This window comes from Dellaglioa sp. CoH-57-MRSF-20 (genome assembly GCF_056781955.1).
The window spans coordinates 137,344-156,035 of the sequence record NZ_JBXAXV010000004.1 but is presented as its reverse complement, the minus strand read 5'-3'; the positions used below and the strand labels follow the sequence as shown (position 1 = coordinate 156,035).

General features: G+C 34.8%; 19 protein-coding genes, 2 tRNA genes and 1 pseudogene. 18 read left to right on the top strand and 4 right to left on the bottom strand.

Annotated features, from left to right (window positions below; all coding sequences use genetic code 11):
• The first annotated feature begins 338 nt into the window (after nt 1–338).
• Nucleotides 339–1,091 carry a hypothetical protein gene (locus tag AC1RPN_RS05915; protein ID WP_481761916.1) on the top strand — a complete coding sequence of 251 codons (753 nt, stop codon included), beginning with the start codon at nt 339–341 and terminating at the stop codon, nt 1,089–1,091.
• A 477-nt stretch (nt 1,092–1,568) separates the two neighbouring features.
• Here the strand turns inward: AC1RPN_RS05915 and AC1RPN_RS05910 are convergent.
• Nucleotides 1,569–1,641: transfer RNA gene (locus tag AC1RPN_RS05910), tRNA-Gln, on the bottom strand.
• Nucleotides 1,642–2,152: 511 nt separating this feature from the next.
• Between AC1RPN_RS05910 and AC1RPN_RS05905 the strand changes: the two genes are divergently transcribed.
• From AC1RPN_RS05905 to AC1RPN_RS05895, 3 genes are all read left to right on the top strand, one after another.
• Nucleotides 2,153–2,225 (top strand) — tRNA-Glu (locus tag AC1RPN_RS05905).
• A 98-nt stretch (nt 2,226–2,323) separates the two neighbouring features.
• The gene (locus tag AC1RPN_RS05900) at nt 2,324–2,809 is read left to right on the top strand and encodes a helix-turn-helix domain-containing protein (RefSeq protein ID WP_481761995.1); all 486 of its coding nucleotides are present in this window, start codon (nt 2,324–2,326) and stop codon (nt 2,807–2,809) included.
• The gene (locus AC1RPN_RS05895) at nt 2,752–3,675 is read left to right on the top strand and encodes an IS3 family transposase (RefSeq protein ID WP_481762191.1); all 924 of its coding nucleotides are present in this window, start codon (nt 2,752–2,754) and stop codon (nt 3,673–3,675) included. The genes AC1RPN_RS05900 and AC1RPN_RS05895 overlap by 58 nt, the downstream gene beginning before the upstream one ends.
• Nucleotides 3,676–3,729: 54 nt before the next feature.
• On the opposite strand, the gene AC1RPN_RS05890 is transcribed toward AC1RPN_RS05895, so the two are convergent.
• Nucleotides 3,730–4,068, bottom strand: a complete 339-nt coding sequence (locus AC1RPN_RS05890; protein ID WP_481761632.1) for a hypothetical protein — start codon at nt 4,066–4,068, stop codon at nt 3,730–3,732.
• A 189-nt stretch (nt 4,069–4,257) separates the two neighbouring features.
• Between AC1RPN_RS05890 and AC1RPN_RS05885 the strand changes: the two genes are divergently transcribed.
• From AC1RPN_RS05885 to manA, 3 genes are all read left to right on the top strand, one after another.
• Nucleotides 4,258–4,911: a histidine phosphatase family protein gene (locus AC1RPN_RS05885; RefSeq protein WP_409022293.1), complete on the top strand. Its 654-nt coding sequence runs from the start codon at nt 4,258–4,260 to the stop codon at nt 4,909–4,911.
• A gap of 6 nt (nt 4,912–4,917) precedes the next feature.
• Nucleotides 4,918–5,928 carry a serine hydrolase domain-containing protein gene (locus tag AC1RPN_RS05880; protein ID WP_481761633.1) on the top strand — a complete coding sequence of 337 codons (1,011 nt, stop codon included), beginning with the start codon at nt 4,918–4,920 and terminating at the stop codon, nt 5,926–5,928.
• A gap of 76 nt (nt 5,929–6,004) precedes the next feature.
• Entirely contained in the window at nt 6,005–6,970 is a 966-nt protein-coding gene (manA, locus tag AC1RPN_RS05875; protein ID WP_481761634.1) for a mannose-6-phosphate isomerase, class I, read from the top strand.
• A gap of 53 nt (nt 6,971–7,023) precedes the next feature.
• Here manA and AC1RPN_RS05870 read toward each other — a convergent pair whose 3' ends face one another.
• Together AC1RPN_RS05870 and AC1RPN_RS05865 are read right to left on the bottom strand one after the other, a co-directional pair.
• Nucleotides 7,024–7,731 (bottom strand): type 1 glutamine amidotransferase, encoded by a 708-nt coding sequence (locus AC1RPN_RS05870; protein WP_409022296.1) that lies wholly within the window; start codon nt 7,729–7,731, stop codon nt 7,024–7,026.
• 2 nt (nt 7,732–7,733) lie between these two features.
• Nucleotides 7,734–9,080, bottom strand: a complete 1,347-nt coding sequence (locus AC1RPN_RS05865; protein WP_481761635.1) for a MurT ligase domain-containing protein — start codon at nt 9,078–9,080, stop codon at nt 7,734–7,736.
• Nucleotides 9,081–9,293: 213 nt separating this feature from the next.
• Between AC1RPN_RS05865 and AC1RPN_RS05860 the strand changes: the two genes are divergently transcribed.
• From AC1RPN_RS05860 to atpA, 11 genes and pseudogenes are all read left to right on the top strand, one after another.
• Entirely contained in the window at nt 9,294–9,875 is a 582-nt protein-coding gene (locus AC1RPN_RS05860) for a thymidine kinase (protein WP_409022298.1), read from the top strand.
• A gap of 45 nt (nt 9,876–9,920) precedes the next feature.
• Nucleotides 9,921–11,006, top strand: a complete 1,086-nt coding sequence (gene prfA / locus AC1RPN_RS05855; RefSeq protein ID WP_409022299.1) for a peptide chain release factor 1 — start codon at nt 9,921–9,923, stop codon at nt 11,004–11,006.
• On the top strand, nt 10,999–11,844 hold the full coding sequence (gene prmC / locus AC1RPN_RS05850) for a peptide chain release factor N(5)-glutamine methyltransferase (protein WP_481761636.1): 846 nt from the start codon (nt 10,999–11,001) through the stop codon (nt 11,842–11,844). The genes prfA and prmC overlap by 8 nt, the downstream gene beginning before the upstream one ends.
• 16 nt (nt 11,845–11,860) lie before the next feature.
• Nucleotides 11,861–12,844 (top strand): annotated as a pseudogene (locus AC1RPN_RS05845) (L-threonylcarbamoyladenylate synthase); the annotation flags it as partial.
• A 33-nt stretch (nt 12,845–12,877) separates the two neighbouring features.
• Nucleotides 12,878–14,140 carry a serine hydroxymethyltransferase gene (gene glyA, locus AC1RPN_RS05840; protein ID WP_481761720.1) on the top strand — a complete coding sequence of 421 codons (1,263 nt, stop codon included), beginning with the start codon at nt 12,878–12,880 and terminating at the stop codon, nt 14,138–14,140.
• 64 nt (nt 14,141–14,204) lie between these two features.
• Nucleotides 14,205–14,834 (top strand): uracil phosphoribosyltransferase, encoded by a 630-nt coding sequence (upp, locus tag AC1RPN_RS05835; RefSeq protein ID WP_409022301.1) that lies wholly within the window; start codon nt 14,205–14,207, stop codon nt 14,832–14,834.
• 218 nt (nt 14,835–15,052) lie between these two features.
• Nucleotides 15,053–15,763, top strand: coding sequence for a F0F1 ATP synthase subunit A (atpB, locus tag AC1RPN_RS05830; RefSeq protein ID WP_409022302.1), 711 nt, complete (start codon nt 15,053–15,055; stop codon nt 15,761–15,763).
• Nucleotides 15,764–15,793: 30 nt separating this feature from the next.
• Nucleotides 15,794–16,006 carry a F0F1 ATP synthase subunit C gene (gene atpE / locus AC1RPN_RS05825; RefSeq protein WP_409022303.1) on the top strand — a complete coding sequence of 71 codons (213 nt, stop codon included), beginning with the start codon at nt 15,794–15,796 and terminating at the stop codon, nt 16,004–16,006.
• 71 nt (nt 16,007–16,077) lie between these two features.
• Nucleotides 16,078–16,587, top strand: coding sequence for a F0F1 ATP synthase subunit B (gene atpF / locus AC1RPN_RS05820; protein ID WP_409022304.1), 510 nt, complete (start codon nt 16,078–16,080; stop codon nt 16,585–16,587).
• A 1-nt stretch (nt 16,588) separates the two neighbouring features.
• Nucleotides 16,589–17,131 (top strand): ATP synthase F1 subunit delta, encoded by a 543-nt coding sequence (gene atpH, locus AC1RPN_RS05815; RefSeq protein WP_481761637.1) that lies wholly within the window; start codon nt 16,589–16,591, stop codon nt 17,129–17,131.
• Nucleotides 17,132–17,162: 31 nt separating this feature from the next.
• Nucleotides 17,163–18,680 carry a F0F1 ATP synthase subunit alpha gene (gene atpA, locus AC1RPN_RS05810; RefSeq protein WP_481761638.1) on the top strand — a complete coding sequence of 506 codons (1,518 nt, stop codon included), beginning with the start codon at nt 17,163–17,165 and terminating at the stop codon, nt 18,678–18,680.
• The last annotated feature ends 12 nt before the right edge of the window (nt 18,681–18,692 follow it).

Genomic DNA, 18,692 nt, shown 5'->3' with positions numbered 1-18,692 from the left:
TAATGAATTTCTTAGCATAGTAGCTAAAAAGTATATACACTAATAGTGTTGACGAAAGTGCAAACATTTAAAAAGCTAAAGAAATAAACTATACTATCTAAAATGATCCATCATGAATGATACGGTTGGAAGTACAAACGGTAGCCAGATTCAAAGTGTGAAAAAGTTTAGTGTGAGTTAAATCATCATTTAGTGATTTTTGAGTAACTAGTGATCATTAAAATAAACCTTTTAAGTTACGTAGAGTTTCATAGTATTTCATAGAGTTGGGACAGGTATTGTTTACCTGTTTTTTATTGTTTAATATAGAGGTAAATAAGATATTTGGAGGTAATGCAGTGAGTAAAATATGGGGGTTTATAAAAAAATATAAATGGTTCATTTTACTAGTAATATTGATAGTGACTGTTATCATCCCTTGGGTCATCAATATTTTTATTGGCATTGTTCCAGGAGTAGGTTCGAGTGATGGGTGGCTTGGATTTTGGGGAGGTTATATAGGTTCTTTCATAGGTATTGGTGGTGCAGCTATGTTTGCATATATAAATACAAAGTTTCAGTTAAAAGAGCAAAGAAAAAATGAGTTAAGTAATGCCCTTGCTGTAGAAGATATTAAGAACATATCTAGATTAATTTCTATTAATAATAGATTTACCGCCAATATTATTTTAATGAAAAAAGATATTTTCTCTAAGGGTACATTAGAAACAATAGATGATATTCGTAATTTGGGTACAAAAATTAATAAAGAAAAATTGAATGAAATTACTAATTTGAAGAATGAATATGTAATTTATTTTGAAACATACGTTAGCTATGTACCCGAATTATCAAAAAAATGTGATACCTATCAAGATAATATTGCTACACTTTGGAGTGATTTAATGAAAACATACGATGAACTTACTATGGCAGTAAAATGGTTATTGAAAAATAAAGAAGAAAATATAGAATTGATAGATCAAGAAACTAATAAAATTAATAAAATTTTTACAGCAGTTGCAACAAATATAGACTCTATATCTTTTCCGTTAAATGCAGTGAATAAAATTTTAAAAGGCGAAGCGGCGAGGATAAGGTGTAATAAATAATACCTTATCTATAATTGATGTTTAGGTATTCTTAAAGTAAGTAATAGGGTTAGTGTTAGAACCTGCCAAAACTTGCCATAAAATACTTTATAAAGCTCATCAAAACTCTAGTAAGCTCGTCAAAATGATACTTCATTTATACCTAATATGTTAGCAAATATTAGTATATGGGTGCAGCTATTCATCCCTGGGACTTATTAGATATGTAGGCAAAAATAAGTATTCGGACATTTCGGACCCCCTAAAGGGATGCAATTAAAAAGGTTATCAAGACATTCAAGACACCCTAAAGGAAGTAGATTTAATTAGATGTGATGAAATGACTACGGTTTGTTGAGGGAAAATAAAAAGCACCTACTTAAGAAAGTAGATGCATCAGTACATACATGCCCGTACAGTTTATTTTTTTGACTACGGTTTTGACTACGGTTTGTTGAATCTAGATGAAACCTTATGAAACTCTATGAAAACACTTGATTGGGTAAGTAGGGATCGAACCTACAGATTGCGGATTCAGAGTCCGGCGCCTTACCAGTTTGGCTATTACCCAAGAATAATTAACTTCCTAATTTTAGCGATATAACGGTCTTTTGTCAAATAGAAAATAGTAATATTTTGTTGAAACAATAAGAAATAGTAAAGATGATTAATTATTGATAAAGAAAAGTGATGATTACTTTTCTAATTGATACATAACGTTATAATGAAGGACATAAAGATTGTGTTATGTAGAGAAAGTACAAATGAATAAATTAAGCTAAAGTTTTGCACATTTTATTAAGTTATTATTCTATAGATGGGTTTGAGGCGAACGTATTGGAAATAAAACTAAGACGTGAATTAAAAAAGTTATACATTAGATTATTGATTGCGTGTGTCACAACGTTATTGATAGGTACCACGAAAGTTCTCCTACAATATAAATGGTTATCTTTTGTTATGTGGGCTGCTGCATTGTACTGTCTCGGTTTGTATCTGTATTGTTGTTTTATTCAATTTTTAATTTGGCATAAAAATCATTGACATCAAATCTATATGGGTTATACTTAAAAGAGTATTTTTGCCCAATGGTCAAATTGGTTAAGACGTCGCCCTCTCAAGGCGGAATTACGGGTTCGAGCCCCGTTTGGGCGATAAAAGATGTAATTAATTAGAATATTTAAAAAAGTGATTAAGTAGGGGAATGAAGTGAACCCCCTGAGTTGGAGAAATCTAACTCAGGGGGTTTTACTATGTTCACAGTTGAAATAAAGAAAAAAGTTCTAAAAGAATATTTGAAAGGTAAACCAGCCGGTTTACTAATGAAGAAGTATGGAATCAAGGGATCTGCAACTATTTATCAATGGTTGGATCATTTTAAAATGTTTGGGATTCAAGGCTTAGAAAATAATTTAGGGAAGACATTTTATGATTATTCCTATAAAATGAAGGTCATTCACTGGCGATTAAAACATAGGGCTTCTTTTCCGGTTACAGCACGTCATTTTAAAATTAAGAATCCTGTCGTGATTTGGGACTGGGAAAAGAAACTGGTACAAGGTCGCTTAAAAACTTCAAAAGGAAAACTGCCTAAAATGACTAAATCAAAAAATCCAAAAACTTCAAAACAATTACAAGAAGAAAATGACTTTCTAAGGGCACGGGTAGCGTACTTGGAAAAATTGGACGCCTTAATACAGAAAAAACAAAGATTAAAAACCAAGAAAAAGCCCAGATAATCACTGAGTTAAGGTGTGAATTACAGATTAAGTTGGCAACCGTATTAAAAGCTGGACTGATGTCCAGCAGTAGCTACCATGATGCTTGTAAACGAGAGTACCAACAAGATTCAAAAGAACTGATTGAAACGATTAAAACAATTTGTGAAGGGCATTCTGATTATGGGTATCGTCCCGTAACAAGTGAGTTACGTAACATAGGCATTAAAATCAATCACAAAACCGTGTTGAGAATAATGCGAGAAAACAAACTCCTATGTCACGCTTACGAACGAAAAACGAAAAGATATAATTCATATAAAGGAACTGTTGGTAAAATAGCTTCCAATCTTTTAAACCGACGTTTTAAGACTGATAGATCCTATCAAAAAATAGTAACTGATGTCACTGAACTACGATGGGGAAATAAAAGTACAAATGAAAGAGCTTATTTTACGGCATATATTGATTTATTTAATAGTGAAGTCCTTCAATGGTCAATTAGCCTCCACCCAACGGTGGAGTTTGTGACAGAACCACTAAAACGGTTAATCAATAAACGTTCAAATCTCAGTTATCGAATGACAGTTCACTCTGATCAAGGATTTCAATATCAGAACAGCCGTTATACAGAGATTATCAAATCAGCAAAAATTTTTCAAAGTATGAGTCGCAAAGCGACTTGTTTAGATAATGCATGTGCTGAAAGCTTCTTTCATATTTTAAAAGTTGGGACAGTTCATAATCACGATTATGCGACATACGAAGCTTTAAAAGTAGCCATAAAAAATTATATTGATTATTACAATCATAAAAGAATTAAAATAAAACTGGCCGGTATGTCTCCGATTGAATATCGAAAACATACCGACCAGATGATCGCTTAATATTTACTCCAACTTTTGGGGTTCACTTCAGAACCTGCTTAATCACTTTTTTGTTTAGACATTTTGTTCAAATGAAAGTTCAATTAAATATTTATCATGATGTGTCAGATACACGGTTGTTACCCAGACGTCCATATAGTCAGGGATGGAATGATCTAATTTATCGTTAAAGTAATCTAATAAATCACCGTGTTTTGAAACGAAATCATCAGTGAGACGATTAACAGTTAGTTTATCTGGTAAAAAATAAATATCAGCATCAGCTACTTTGACGCTTCCTGGTATGACGAGGGTTATTGAATTAGTATAGGTCAAGCGTGAAAAGAAAACGTCTTCTGGATGTCGTCTGACATAAGATAAGACGAAGAATATAGAATCTGAATTACTAGCCATAAGTGACACTCCCCATCTAAATGATTTACTTCATTATACCAATTTAAACGAAAATGTTTTGATTTATTTTATTATAGTCGTAGACAGACTAAATTTAAAAATATATTTTAGGTTTTTACTTAGGTAAAATCTTAATGGTAGCGTATACTTGAAGGTACAAATATAAACCATTTTATGGAGGTGCAGGCGATGAAGACAGTTCATTTTTATTTAGTAAGACATGGTCAAACACGATTGAACAGATTAAAGAGGCTACAAGGCGTGACTAATTCTCGTCTGACACACAAGGGGCGAGAGGCAGCTAGAAATTTGGGAACACAATTAAAAGATGTCTATTTTGAAGCCGTGTACACAAGTGACTTAAAACGAACGCAAGATACTGCGGACTTTATTCTTGAAAAGCATGACTCTTCGTTTGAATTTCAACCATTAAGAGGACTTCGAGAAGTCGATTTTGGTCGACTAGAAGAGATGAAAAATAAAGATTTAATTCCAATGCTTGTTAAAAAATTTGGTTTTTTTAAAGTGAGTCAGGCCGTTTTAGGGCATAATCGCTTTAGAAACTTAGTAAATATGTTCGCAGAGCTTGAAGGAACTAGCCAAGCTGAAACATATGATAAGATGACTAGTCGAATAATTGATACATTAACGGATATTGGGAATCAGTACCAGACGCAGGGAGGAAATATTTTAATTGTGTCTCATGGTCTTGTGTTATCAAGTTTTATCGACAGCTTAGAAAAAAATCAACTTCCAACGATGCTCTTGAAGAATGCTAGTGTTAGTAACGTTGATTTTAAAAAAGGTAAATTTACAATTGTGAAGATTAATCAAAAGGGGTGATTACGATTGCTATATCCTAAAACGATAAATAAAATTCGACAGTTAGTTAATGATGGTATTGTTCCTGGTGCTTCATATGGGGTTATCCATCATAATACAATTAGCAATCAAAACTATTTGGGATATTCGCAATTAGTCCCTGAAACTGAACAATTAGCTGACAATGCACTTTACGACGTTGCATCACTAACTAAAGTGATAGGAACAACAACTCTTATTTTAAAATTACAAGAAGAGGGTCGTTTGAATGTTGATGATTCCGTAAAAAAATACCTACCAAATTATCAGGACGAACGGGTGACTTTACGGCATATGTTGACGCATACGGCAGATTTTCAAGGGTATATTAAAAATCGAAATCAATTATCGGAACCAGATTTAAAACAAGCACTATTCGGACTAAGTAATGGTGAAAATCTTGGAAAAAAAGTTATTTATAGTGATATCGGACTAATTTTTTTAGGATATATTATTGAAAGTATTTTAAAAATTCCTGTTCAGCAAGCATTGCAGCAAGAAGTCTTAAATCCCTTAGGATTAACTGATAGTACTTTTAGTCCAAATATCTCAAGAAGTGTTCCAACTGAGATTATTCCTGACTTAGGTCTTTTAAAGGGTATTGTTCATGACCCCAAAGCACGGATTTTAAAAGAACATTGTGGATCGGCAGGGTTATTTTCCACTGTATCCGACTTATTACGATTTATGCAGTGGTTTATGTCAGATGGTCCTGAACGTCCAGTATTACGGCCGGAGACGACGCAAATGTTATTCTCAGATCAAACACCTACAAGAAGCTTGGGTCGTTCACTTGGCTGGGATCTTCGTGGAGATGGCGATTGCTTATCTGTCTATCATACTGGTTATACAGGAACATTTATAATAATGGATCAATCCATGCAAGACGGGTTGGTTGTCTTAACGAATAGGGTACATCCGACGAGTGATAATAGTCTCTATTTGGTAAAACGAGATGAAATTATAGAAAGCTTTTTAACGGAAAAAGCTGGATTGTAACCGATTAACATTCAAAAATGTAACCGCTTATGATAAAATAAACCAATAATATGTTTAACGAAGGAGAGAGCAACTAATGACAGAACCTTTATTCTTAAAACCTGTATTACAAGAAAAAATTTGGGGTGGTGATCATCTTAAAACGGTCTTTGGATATGATATTCCAAGTAATCATACTGGTGAACTTTGGGCTATTTCCGCACACTCACATGGCCCAAGTACTGTTTTGAATGGTCCATTTGCTGGCAAAACATTGAATGAAGTCTGGGATTCAAATCGTGAAGTTTTTGGTAATGCTAAAGGGGATGTTTTTCCACTTCTAACTAAAATTTTAGATGCTAATCAAGATTTATCAGTTCAAGTACATCCGGATGATACTTATGCAATGCAACATGAGCATGAACTTGGTAAAACAGAATGTTGGTATGTTATTTCAGCCGAACCTGGGGCAGAACTTATTTATGGGCACCATGCTAAAACACGTGAAGAATTAGCGGAAATGATTCATGACGAAAGATGGGATGATTTATTTACGCATGTACCTGTTAAAGCGGGAGATTTCTTTTATGTTCCTAGTGGTACAATTCATGCCATTGGTTCTGGTGTGATGGTCCTTGAAACGCAACAAAGTAGTGATACAACATATCGTGTTTACGATTTTGACCGTGTGGATGCAACAACGGGTAAGAAGCGTGACTTGCATATTCAACAATCGATTGATGTTACTAATGTGCCTAATAAAGTTCCTGAACTCGATATTCAAACAAAAATGGTCGGGGATGCCAAAGTAACAACCTTTGTTAAAACACCATTCTTTAGTGTTTATGAATGGTTGATTTCAAACGGATCAGCAAATTTTAAAAGAACAGTCGCACCTTATACTCTTGTTTCAGTTTTAAAAGGTGAAGGTCAGATTAAAGTCGATGATAAAATATATGATTTAAAAATGGGTATGCATTTTATTTTACCAAACGAAGTTAAAGAATGGACAATTACAGGTGATATGCAAATTATTGCATCAGAACCTGGAGAAAAAGCATAAAAAAATAAAGATTCAAACAATAATATACTATTGTTTGAATCTTTATTTTTTTACTAAAATGTTGGTTCGATAACGAGTGCTTCTTGTTGACTAAAATCAACATCTGGATATTTACGATGCAACGCAAGCAGTAGTAGACGTTTAGCTAATTCACCATTTCTTGTTAAGATTGGGCCATGGAAATATGAACCAAAAACGTTTTTGTAAATGACACCTTCTGAAGCATCACTACCATTATTACCTTTACCTTTTAACACTTTACCAAGTGGTCGTTCATCTTTACCGAGGAAGGTCATCCCGTTATGATTTTCAAAACCATGGTAAGTTTCACCGGTATCTTCATTTTGAATCGTAATATCTCCGATAAAACGATTGTCATCTTGTGTCTCTGTATAATGACTCATTGCACCAATGCCAGGAATTTTTTCACCATCAGCACCGACATAATATTGACCAAGTAATTGGTAACCGCCACAAATTGCGAGGAGGGGACCGTTATCTTCAATATAGTCGGTTAAGGCCTCTTTTTTGTCTTGAATATCTTTTGAGACAATTTTTTGTTCGAAATCTTGTCCACCACCAAAGAAAGTTAAGTCAAAATGATCTTTGTCAAAAGGTTGATCTAAACTGATGACTTCAGTTTGTAAGTCAGTATCCATTTGCTTGGCATAATATTCTAACACCAATAGGTTACCAACATCACCATAAGTATTTAATAAGTCACCATATAAATGGGCGACGTTTAAATGATATTTTGCCATTATTACATGCCCTCCTTGATATAACCATCATTAGCGAGTGATTTACGTAACTGTAAAACAGCTGTATAAGTGGCTAAAACGTAAATATGTTTTGTGGGGAAGGTTTTAAGTTGTTCGATAACTTTAGCAATGTCAGGTTCTTTAATTAATTGTTCATCTTTGACACCAGCGACCTTAAAACGGAATGAAACATCTTTATAACGTTCACCACCCGTCATGAATTGAGGAATGTTCATTTGTGTTAATTGTTCGAAATTCCCATCCCAAATCCAACTGGTATCAATACCATCTGCGTAATTTGCATTTAATAAGAAGGCCAACGAGAATGGTTCTGTATCTGTTGCAATCATATCTAGTACCTGATCGAGGCCAACTGGATTTTTAACTAAAACTAAGGTAATGTCTTTGTCTTCAACATGGATGACTTCTTGTCGACCAAAGACTTGCTCATCGTCTTCACTTAATGTATTACTAATTGTTGCAGGACCAACATTGAAGACACGACCAACTGCATAAGCAGCAAGGGCGTTGTAGATGTTATATAAACCGCCGACATGAATTTCCATGGGTTGTCCATCAACTATAAAGTGAGATGATGTGGGTGTTTGTTCTAAAAGTGATGTTAATTGGTAGTCTAATTTTGGACGACTAAAATGACAGTTTGGACAATAATATTTCCCGAGATTAGCATACGTACGGGTTTTATAATGTAAGATATGTTGACAAACTGGACAAAGAATCCCATCAGTATTCGTAGGTGCTAAACTTTCTGTTTCCTCTTCATGATTAAAACCGTAGAAAACAAAAGGATTTGGTAATTCAATTGAATGGAAAATGGGTGCATCACCATTTGCAATAATTGTTGCATTGGGTGCTAATTTAATCCCATCAATAATTTTTTTGTAAGTTGTATAAATTTCACCGTAGCGGTCCATTTGATCACGGAAAATATTTGTTAGAACAAATGCTTTAGGCGTGATGTATTGGGTTACTTTAATGACATTTGCTTCATCAACCTCAAGAACAGCAAGAGGACGCTCATTTTTTTTGCGCTTATCCGTTAGAAATGCTGTGATAATACCTTGTTCCATATTTGATCCAGCAGAGTTTGTTAAGATATGGTCATATTTAGCACCTAAAACCTTAACTGTTAAGGCGGTTGTTAAGGTTTTACCGTTGGTTCCAGTGATGACAATAACGTCATAATTAGCACCTAATGTTTTTAAAATTTCTGGATCTAACGCGGCAGTTATTTTGCCGGGTAGAGAGCTACCACCTTTTAGAAAGGTGTGCAAAAACCAATATGATGATTTCCCTGCGACAGTTGCTATTGAGCTTTTTATCGTCATTAAAATATCCTCCGTTTACAGAAAATTGACTACATAGGATAGAATCCACGTCATAGCCTACTTTACTGAATTTATATTATGTCTATAATAGCATAATTACAAAATTCTACATATAAAATGCCTAATATTAAGAAAAAATTTTTATTTAATGAAATCCAAGCTTAAATCGGATATACTTAAAGACGGAAATCTGAAAAACAGAAGAGGTTTATTATGGCGCAATTATTTTTTAAATACGGTGCAATGAATAGTGGTAAGACAATTGAAATCTTAAAAGTTGCGCATAATTATGAAGAACAAAATAAATCAGTTATTATTTTAACAAGTGGTGTGGATGACAGGGATGGTGTTGGATTTGTTTCAAGTCGAATTGGATTGAAACGTGAGGCGACACCTATTTTTGAAGAAACAAATGTCTTTGATTTAGTTCAACAGACTAATTCAAATGCTGCTTGTGTTTTAATAGACGAATCACAATTTCTAAAACAAGCACATATTATTCAATTAGCTAAAATTGTGGATGAATTAAATATTCCAGTTATGGCTTTTGGGTTAAAGAATGATTTTAAAAACGAATTGTTTGAAGGATCAAAATATTTATTATTATATGCTGACAAGATTGAAGAAATGAAAACAATTTGCTGGTTTTGTCATAAAAAGGCCATCATGAATTTACGTATTCATGATGGTAAACCTGTATATGCTGGCGAACAAATTTTAATAGGTGGTAATGAAGATTATTATCCAGTATGTCGTAAACATTATAACAATCCGTTGATGACACAATTACAATAATCAGATAGACTAGAAAGATAAAGAATTAAGAGGAGACAATATAAAATGGATGAAATGTATGATCAATTACAATCAGTTGATGATCGCTATGAAGAATTAGGCGAATTATTGTCTGATCCTGAGATTATTTCAAATAATAATCGGTTTATGGAATTATCAAAAGAAATGGCAAGTATCCGCGAAACAGTTGAGAAATATCGCCAATATAAAGTTGTTGTTCAAGAACTTGCAGATGCTGAAGAAATGCTAGGCGAAAATTTAGATTCTGAAATGGCTGAAATGGCTAAAGAAGAATTATCTGACGCAAAGAAAGCAAAAGCAGCTTTAGAAGAAGAAATTAAGGTACTATTAATTCCTAAGGATCCTAATGATGATAAAAATATTATCATGGAAATTCACGGCGCTGCCGGTGGGGATGAAGCTAGTTTATTTGCTGCAGATTTATTCTCAATGTATTCTAAATACGCTGAGAAGCAAGGTTGGACTGTTGAAATTGTGGATAAAAATGTGACTGAAGTCGGTGGTTTTAAAGAAATTGTCCTGTTGATTAATGGTGATAGTGTCTTTTCTAAGCTGAAATATGAAAGTGGTGCACATCGAGTTCAACGAATTCCATCAACAGAATCAGCTGGACGTGTGCATACTTCTACTGCAACAGTAGGTGTTATGCCTGAAGCAGAAGATGTTGAAATTGAAATTGATGCAAAAGATATTAGAACGGATGTTTATCGTTCTTCTGGTGCCGGTGGACAACATGTTAATAAGACATCATCTGCTGTCCGAATGACCCATTTACCAACAAACATTGTTGTAGCTATGCAAGATGAACGTTCACAACAACAAAATCGTGAAAAAGCTATGAAAATTTTGAAGGCTCGAGTTTATGATTTCTATTCACAACAAGAACAAAGTGCTTACAATGAAAATAGAAAATCAGCTGTTGGATCAGGGGACCGTTCAGAACGAATTAGAACTTATAATTTCCCTCAAAATCGTGTGACTGATCATCGAATTGGATTATCATTGAATAAATTAGATCGTGTTATGAATGGTGAACTTGAAGAAGTAATCGATTCATTGATTTTATATGATCAAACACAAAAAATGGAAAAGTTGCAAGAAAATGACTAATCCAACCTACTATGAAGCCTTGAAATGGGCTTCTTTGTGTATAGAGGAACATAAGTTAGAAGTTGAAAGTGGTCAGTGGTTATTATTAGAGCGACTAAGCTGGTCAACGACTGATTTATTAATGAATTATCAAACAAAAATGCCAAAAAATGAGTGGCAACAATATCAGATAGATATTCAGCAATTTTGTGATGGAATGCCGGCACAATACATTATTGGTCATGCCTACTTTTTTGGTATGCAATTGAAAGTGACCGAAGCAACCCTTATTCCGAGACCTGAGACGGAAGAATTGGTAGAATGGATGTTGGAGACATTGCCTGCTAATGAGAAGTTGGTAATTGCTGATATTGGAACCGGTTCTGGAGCAATTGCGATTGCTTTAAAACAACAGCGACCAAATTGGCAAATCTTTGCAAGTGATATTTCTAAAGAAGCAATTACGGTTGCCAAAAAAAATGCACAAGCACAGCAAGTTGATGTAACATTTTTGATTGGAGATTTAACAGAACCTATTCATGAATTGAAAGTGGATGTCATCGTGTCTAATCCACCATACATTGCCGAAAATGAGCGAGATGTGATGGATAAAAGTGTGATTGAACATGAACCGCAAGTCGCATTATTTGCAGCTGAAAATGGTCTAATCTTGTATCGAAGAATGATAGAAGAGGTGGCTCGCTTCACGCAAAAACCAAGAGATATTTTCTTTGAAATAGGGTATCAACAAGAAAACGCCGTGATAAAGATGTTAACAAACGCATTTGAAAATGCAGTTTTAATAGAAGGAAAAAAAGATAGTTTTGATAATCAAAGAATGATTCACGCAAAATTATAAAAGGGGTGTTGAGTTAATGGAAACAATTATTTATCAACCTAATGAAATAGAAACTGCTGCAGAGTTATTAAAGCAAGGACAATTGATCGCATTCCCAACTGAAACAGTGTACGGATTGGGTGCCGATGCGACAAATGAAGAGGCAGTCAAACAAGTGTATGCTGCAAAAGGTCGACCAAGTGATAATCCACTAATCGTACACGTTGCCGATGTAGAGACAGTTCGGGAATATGCACAACCACTTACTGCCAATGTGGAAAAGTTAATTAAAACATTTTGGCCGGGTTCATTGACGCTTATCCTTAAATTAAAAGCAGGAGCTCTTTCAAAGACTGTTACAGGCGGTTTAGAAACTGCAGCCTTTAGAATGCCAGATAACAAAGTTACATTAGATTTTATTATTAAGTCGGGCGTTCCAATTGTTGGCCCTTCAGCTAATACTTCAGGTAAACCTAGTCCAACAATGGCAGAACATGTTGCTCATGATTTGAATGGTAAAATTGCTGGTATCATTGATGATGGGCAAACAAAAGTAGGGGTGGAGTCAACTGTCTTAGACATGAGTACAGATGAACCAACAATTTTGAGACCTGGAGCAGTTACTCAGTCACAAATTGAGGATGTAATTGGACACGTTAGTGATGATACACATGAAGTTGCCGAAGGAGAAACGCCAAAAGCACCTGGGATGAAGTATCGACATTATGCACCAAGAGCACAAGTTGTGATTGTTGATTCAACACAAAATTGGTCAGATATTTTAGACTGGGTCGCTAAACAAGATATTGCAATCGGATTAATGGCAAAAGAAGGTCAAATTGATACGGATCAGATACCTAAGAATAGTGGCTATTCTTCTTTAGGAAAAACAATTGAATCAGCAAGCCAATCACTTTTTGACGGTTTACGCTACTTCGATGACAACCCTAATGTTCAAATGATTTTAGTTGAAGGGTTTGATAAAAAGGGATTGGGTGTTGCTTACATGAACCGTCTTGAAAAAGCAGCAAGTAGCCAAAATATTGTTGAACTTATGGATGCTGAAAAAGTGAAATATAAACAACAGGATAAAGAATTGTGGGATGCAATCGCTCATGAAGAAAAACGCCAAGAGGACAATATTGAATTAATTGCGTCTGAAAATATCGTTTCTGATGCTGTACGTGCTGCACAAGGTAGCGTGTTAACCAATAAGTATGCTGAAGGGTATCCTAATAAGCGTTACTACGGTGGTTGTGAGTATATTGATGTAGTTGAACAATTAGCTATTGATCGTGCTAAGGCACTATTCCATGCTGAATATGCCAATGTACAACCACATTCTGGTTCACAAGCTAATATGGCCGTTTACCAGGCATTTTTAGAACCTCAAGATAAGATTTTAGGAATGAAATTAAACGATGGTGGACATTTAACGCATGGTTCACCAGTAAATTTCTCAGGTGAATTGTACAATTTTGTTAGTTATGGTGTTGATTCTAAAACAGAACGTTTAAATTATGATGCTATTCGAGAGATAGCACTTAAAGAAAAACCTAAAATGATTATTGCTGGAGCCTCAGCTTATAGTCGAATGATCGACTTTACAAAATTTAGAGCAATCGCTGATGAAGTTGGCGCCTATTTAATGGTAGATATGGCTCATATTGCTGGTCTTGTAGCTACTGGACTGCATCCAAATCCCGTAGATGTAGCTGATGTTGTTACGACAACAACGCATAAAACGTTACGTGGCCCTCGTGGTGGAATGATTCTTGCTAAAGAAAAATATGCTAAAAAACTAAACTCGGCAGTTTTCCCTGGTACACAGGGTGGCCCACTTGAACACGTAATTGCTGGGAAAGCGGCAGCATTCTATGAGGCAGCGCAACCAGCATTTACGGCGTATATGTATCAAGTTGTTCAGAATTCACAAGCAATGGCTGGCGTATTTGCACAGTCAGATTTAGTGAGAGTTATTTCTGGTGGAACTGATAATCACTTAATGAACTTAGATGTAACACCTTCTGGGTTAAATGGAAAAGAAGTTCAAAACTTATTAGATCGTGTTCATATTACTGTGAATAAAAATACAATTCCAAATGAATCATTGAGCCCATTTAAAACGTCTGGAATTCGAATTGGAACGCCAGCAATTTCTACTCGTGGGTTTGACAGCGAAGACGTAAAAGTGATTGCAATTCTAATTCTATACGCAATTCAATTTCACGATGATGACGATAAATTAGCCGAAATTGGTTCGCAAGTTTTAGCATTATCTAAAAAGCATCCTATTTCACAAATTAAATACGTTTAAGACTAGTATTTTAGGTAATAATTCGCTAAAATAGAATAGACTAAATTTAAGGGAGTGTTTCGTAATGGGCAAATTTCAAGTGATGGACCATCCGTTAATTCAACACAAATTAACGATTATACGTGATAAGAACTGTGGTACAAAAGAATTTAGAGAAGTTGTTAATGAAATTGCTGAACTAATGGTATATGATGTTTCTCGCGATTTTGCTTTAGAAGATGTTATCGTTGAAACACCTATGGGTAAAACAACACAAAAAACATTGGCTGGTAAGAAAATTGCTATTATTCCTATTTTAAGAGCTGGTTTAGGGATGGTTGATGGTATTTTGGAATTATTACCAGCAGCTAAAGTTGGACATATTGGTATGTACCGTGATGAAACAACATTCCAACCAACAGAATATTTTGTAAAAATGCCTGAAGATATTGCTAGTCGTGATCTTCTTGTAGTAGACCCAATGCTTGCTACTGGTGGTTCTGCTATTATGGCAGTTGATGCATTGAAGAAGCGCGGCGCAAAGACAATTAAGTTTGTTTGTCTTGTTGCGGCTCCAGAAGGTGTTGCAGCTTTACGTGAAAAACATCCTGATATTGATATTTATACAGCAGCACTTGATGATCACTTGAATGAAGATGGCTACATTGTCCCAGGTTTGGGCGATGCAGGTGATCGATTGTTTGGTACGAAATAAATTAAATGAATGGCCCTTAGAATGCTTATGCGTAAGCCGTCTAGGTGTCATTTTTTTTAATGTGAAAAAAAACTCAAAATAAGTCAGAATTTCTTTTGTATTTTATTTCAATTGGTGGTATGATTTCTTTTGTAATTGGAGAATATTTATAAAGTTATTCTCTTTAATTTATACCGTTTTATACGGTCAAATAAAAGTTTGGAAAGAGGTGAAATTCTGTGGATGGAGATGCTTTCGTTGTGAATTTTTATGGCCTACCTTTCAATATTACGAATGTCGTTTCCGGTTTACTTGCATGTGTGATTGTCGCGATGATAGCTATTGTATTATCGAGAAGACTGACCATGAAACCGACTGGTAGACAAAATGTTTTGGAATGGCTCATTGATTTCACCAATGGGATTGTTAAAAGCGCAATGCCAGGAAAAGAAGGTAAGAAGTTTAATTTATTAGCATTTACGTTATTCTTATTTATCTTTGTATCTAACCAAATGGGTTTATTTTTACAAATAGGTTTTGGCGACAAGACGTTGATTAAAAGTCCAACGTCGAGTCCGCTAACGACACTAACGTTTGCATTTTTGATTCTGCTATTATCACATTTTATGGGTGTTATTCAATTCGGATTTAAGGGATATATTAAAAATTCCTATTTGAGTCCAGTTGCATTTCTTTTACCTATTAACTTGATTGAAGAATTTACAAATTTGCTAACATTAGCTCTTCGTTTGTACGGAAACATTTACGCTGGGGAAGTATTATTAACGTTAATTGGTGGTGCAGTTTCTATGGGCCCATTAATGACTATCGTGGCTTTACCAGTTGAAATGATCTGGCAAGGATTCTCTCTGTTTATCGGAAGTATCCAAGCTTACGTATTCGTAACATTGTCAATGGTTTATATCGGTGGAAAAGTACAAAAAGAATAAAACAAGATATCTAAGGAGGAAACAATTATTATGGGATTATTAGCAGCAGGTATTGCAGCTGGTTTAGCCGCTGTCGCAACAGGTATTGGTAATGGTTTAGTTATTTCTAAAACAATCGAAGGTATGGCTCGCCAACCAGAATTATCTGGTCAATTACGTTCAACAATGTTTATTGGTGTTGGTTTGATTGAAGCCGTTCCTATTATTGCTATCGTTATTTCATTCTTATTGATGGCTAAATAATTTTTGAAATTAAGTTTGATTCTTCGTTGATACAACGAAATATATTAATTTTAAAAAGGAGGTGTCAATAGATGTTTTCAGATTTAGTTTTCGGTGCAGTTGGTAATTTTCAAACTGGTGATTTCTTATTCTATATTATTTCGTTTGTTATTTTGATGTTAATCATCAAACACTTTGCATGGGGTCCTGTCACAAAAATGATGAGTGACCGTGCAGATAAAATTGCAAATGATTTAGATTCTGCTGAAGATTCAAGAAAAAAAGCCGATATTTTGGCAACTGAACGACAAGACCAATTAGATAATTCACGTCAAGAAGCATCTGAAATTGTTAGTCGTGCAAAAGATAACGGTAAAAAGCAACATGATGATATCGTTTCTGGAGCTCAAGATGAAGCAACGACGTTGAAACAAAATGCTGTTAAAGATATTGAACAAGAACGCCAAGAAGTATTGAGTAGCGTTCAAAGTGATGTCGCTGAATTATCTATTGAAATTGCTTCTAAGATTATTCAAAAAGAATTAAATGAGAATGATCAAAAAAACTTAATCAATTCTTATATTGAAGGGTTGGTAAAGTAAAATGAAATTAGATAAGGCAACCGTTGCCAATCGTTACGGTGAAGCCATCTTTGAAATTGCTGATGAACAAGGTAATATTGTTGCCTTTTCTGAAGAATTAGAGGAAGTTAGACAAGTTTTTCTTGCTAATCCACAATTGAGTGAAGTGCTTGTTGATGCACGTCTTAATTTGTTAGAAAAGCAAGACCTTGTTAAGGTCTTACTCAAAGATGCATCTCCAATTATTGCAAACGTTATCCAAATGGTCTTTGATTATGGTCGAATGGGTGATATGGTTGGAATAATTGAAGAATTCGAACGATTATGCGATGTTAAAGAAAAAATTGTACATGCAACCGTTACAACTGCAATTGAGCTTGATGATAGTCAATTAACGAAATTATCAAGTAAGTTTGCAGAAAGAATCGGTGCAAATAAGATAGTATTTAACAATATTATTGATGAAAAAATTATTGGTGGCGTTATTATTGAAGCCAATAATCAGATTTTTGATGGATCAATTTCATCAAAAATCAACAAAGTAAAACGATTATTAGCGGAGTAACATATTAAAGTAGTTAAGAGGTGAACCTTGTATGAGCATTAAAGCTGAAGAAATCAGTGCTTTAATTAAAGAACAATTGGAACAATATAAAGACGAACTTATCGTTGATGAAGTAGGTACCGTTACTTATGTTGGTGATGGTATTGCTCGTGCACACGGTTTGGATAACGCTTTATCAGGAGAATTGTTAGAATTTTCTGACGGTACTTATGGTATGGCTCAAAATCTAGAAACAAACGATGTTGGTATCGTTATTTTAGGTGGCTATGAAGGTATCCGTGAAGGCGACGTTGTCAAACGTACGGGTAGAATCATGGAAGTTCCTGTTGGTGAAGAACTTATCGGACGTGTTGTTAATCCTTTAGGCCAACCCATCGATGGTAAAGGTGATCTTAAGACAAACAAAACTCGTCCAGTCGAAAAAAAGGCTCCAGGAGTTATGGATCGTAAGTCAGTTGATCAACCTTTACAAACTGGACTTAAAGCTATTGATGCTTTAGTTCCAATTGGCCGTGGACAACGTGAATTGATTATTGGTGATCGTAAGACTGGTAAAACATCAGTTGCTATTGATACGATTTTAAATCAAAAAGATCAAGACATGATTTGTATCTATGTTGCTATTGGACAAAAAGAATCAACTGTTAGCGCACAAGTGGAAACGTTACGTCGATTAGGCGCAATGGACTACACAATTGTCGTTAGTGCTGGTCCTGCTTCTCCCGCACCATTATTATGGTTAGCTCCATATACTGGTTCAGCAATGGGTGAAGAATTCATGTATAACGGTAAACATGTCTTGATTGTATTTGATGATTTATCAAAACAAGCAACGGCTTACCGTGAACTGTCATTAATTTTGAGACGTCCGCCGGGTCGTGAAGCTTATCCTGGTGATGTTTTCTACTTACATTCACGTTTACTTGAACGTGCAGCTAAGTTAAGTGATGAATTGGGTGGTGGTTCAATGACTGCTCTTCCATTTATCGAAACACAGGCTGGTGATGTTTCTGCATATATTCCTACTAACGTAATTTCGATTACTGATGGTCAAATTTTCTTGGATAGTGATTTATTCTATTCAGGTACTCGTCCAGCTATTGATGCTGGTACATCAGTTTCTCGTGTTGGTGGGTCAGCTCAAATTAAAGCAATGAAGAAAGTTGCCGGAAGCCTTCGTTTGGCTCTTGCATCATTCCGAGAATTAGAATCATTTTCTCAATTTGGTTCTGATTTAGATGCCGCAACACAAGCTAAATTAAATCGTGGACATCGTACGGTTGAAGTACTTAAACAACCATTACACAAGCCATTAGTTGTTGAAAAACAAGTTTTAATTTTATATGCATTAACACATGGATTCTTGGATTCAGTTCCTGTTGATGATATTCTTCGTTTTGAAGGTGAAATTTTTGATTTCTTTGATAATAATCATAGTGATCTTTTAAATCACATCAAAGAAACAGGTAATTTACCTGACGAAGATAAATTTGATGCTGCAATCAAAGACTTTTCAGAAGGTTTCCAAGTAACTCCTGAAAAAGCGTAAACTAAAAGTAAA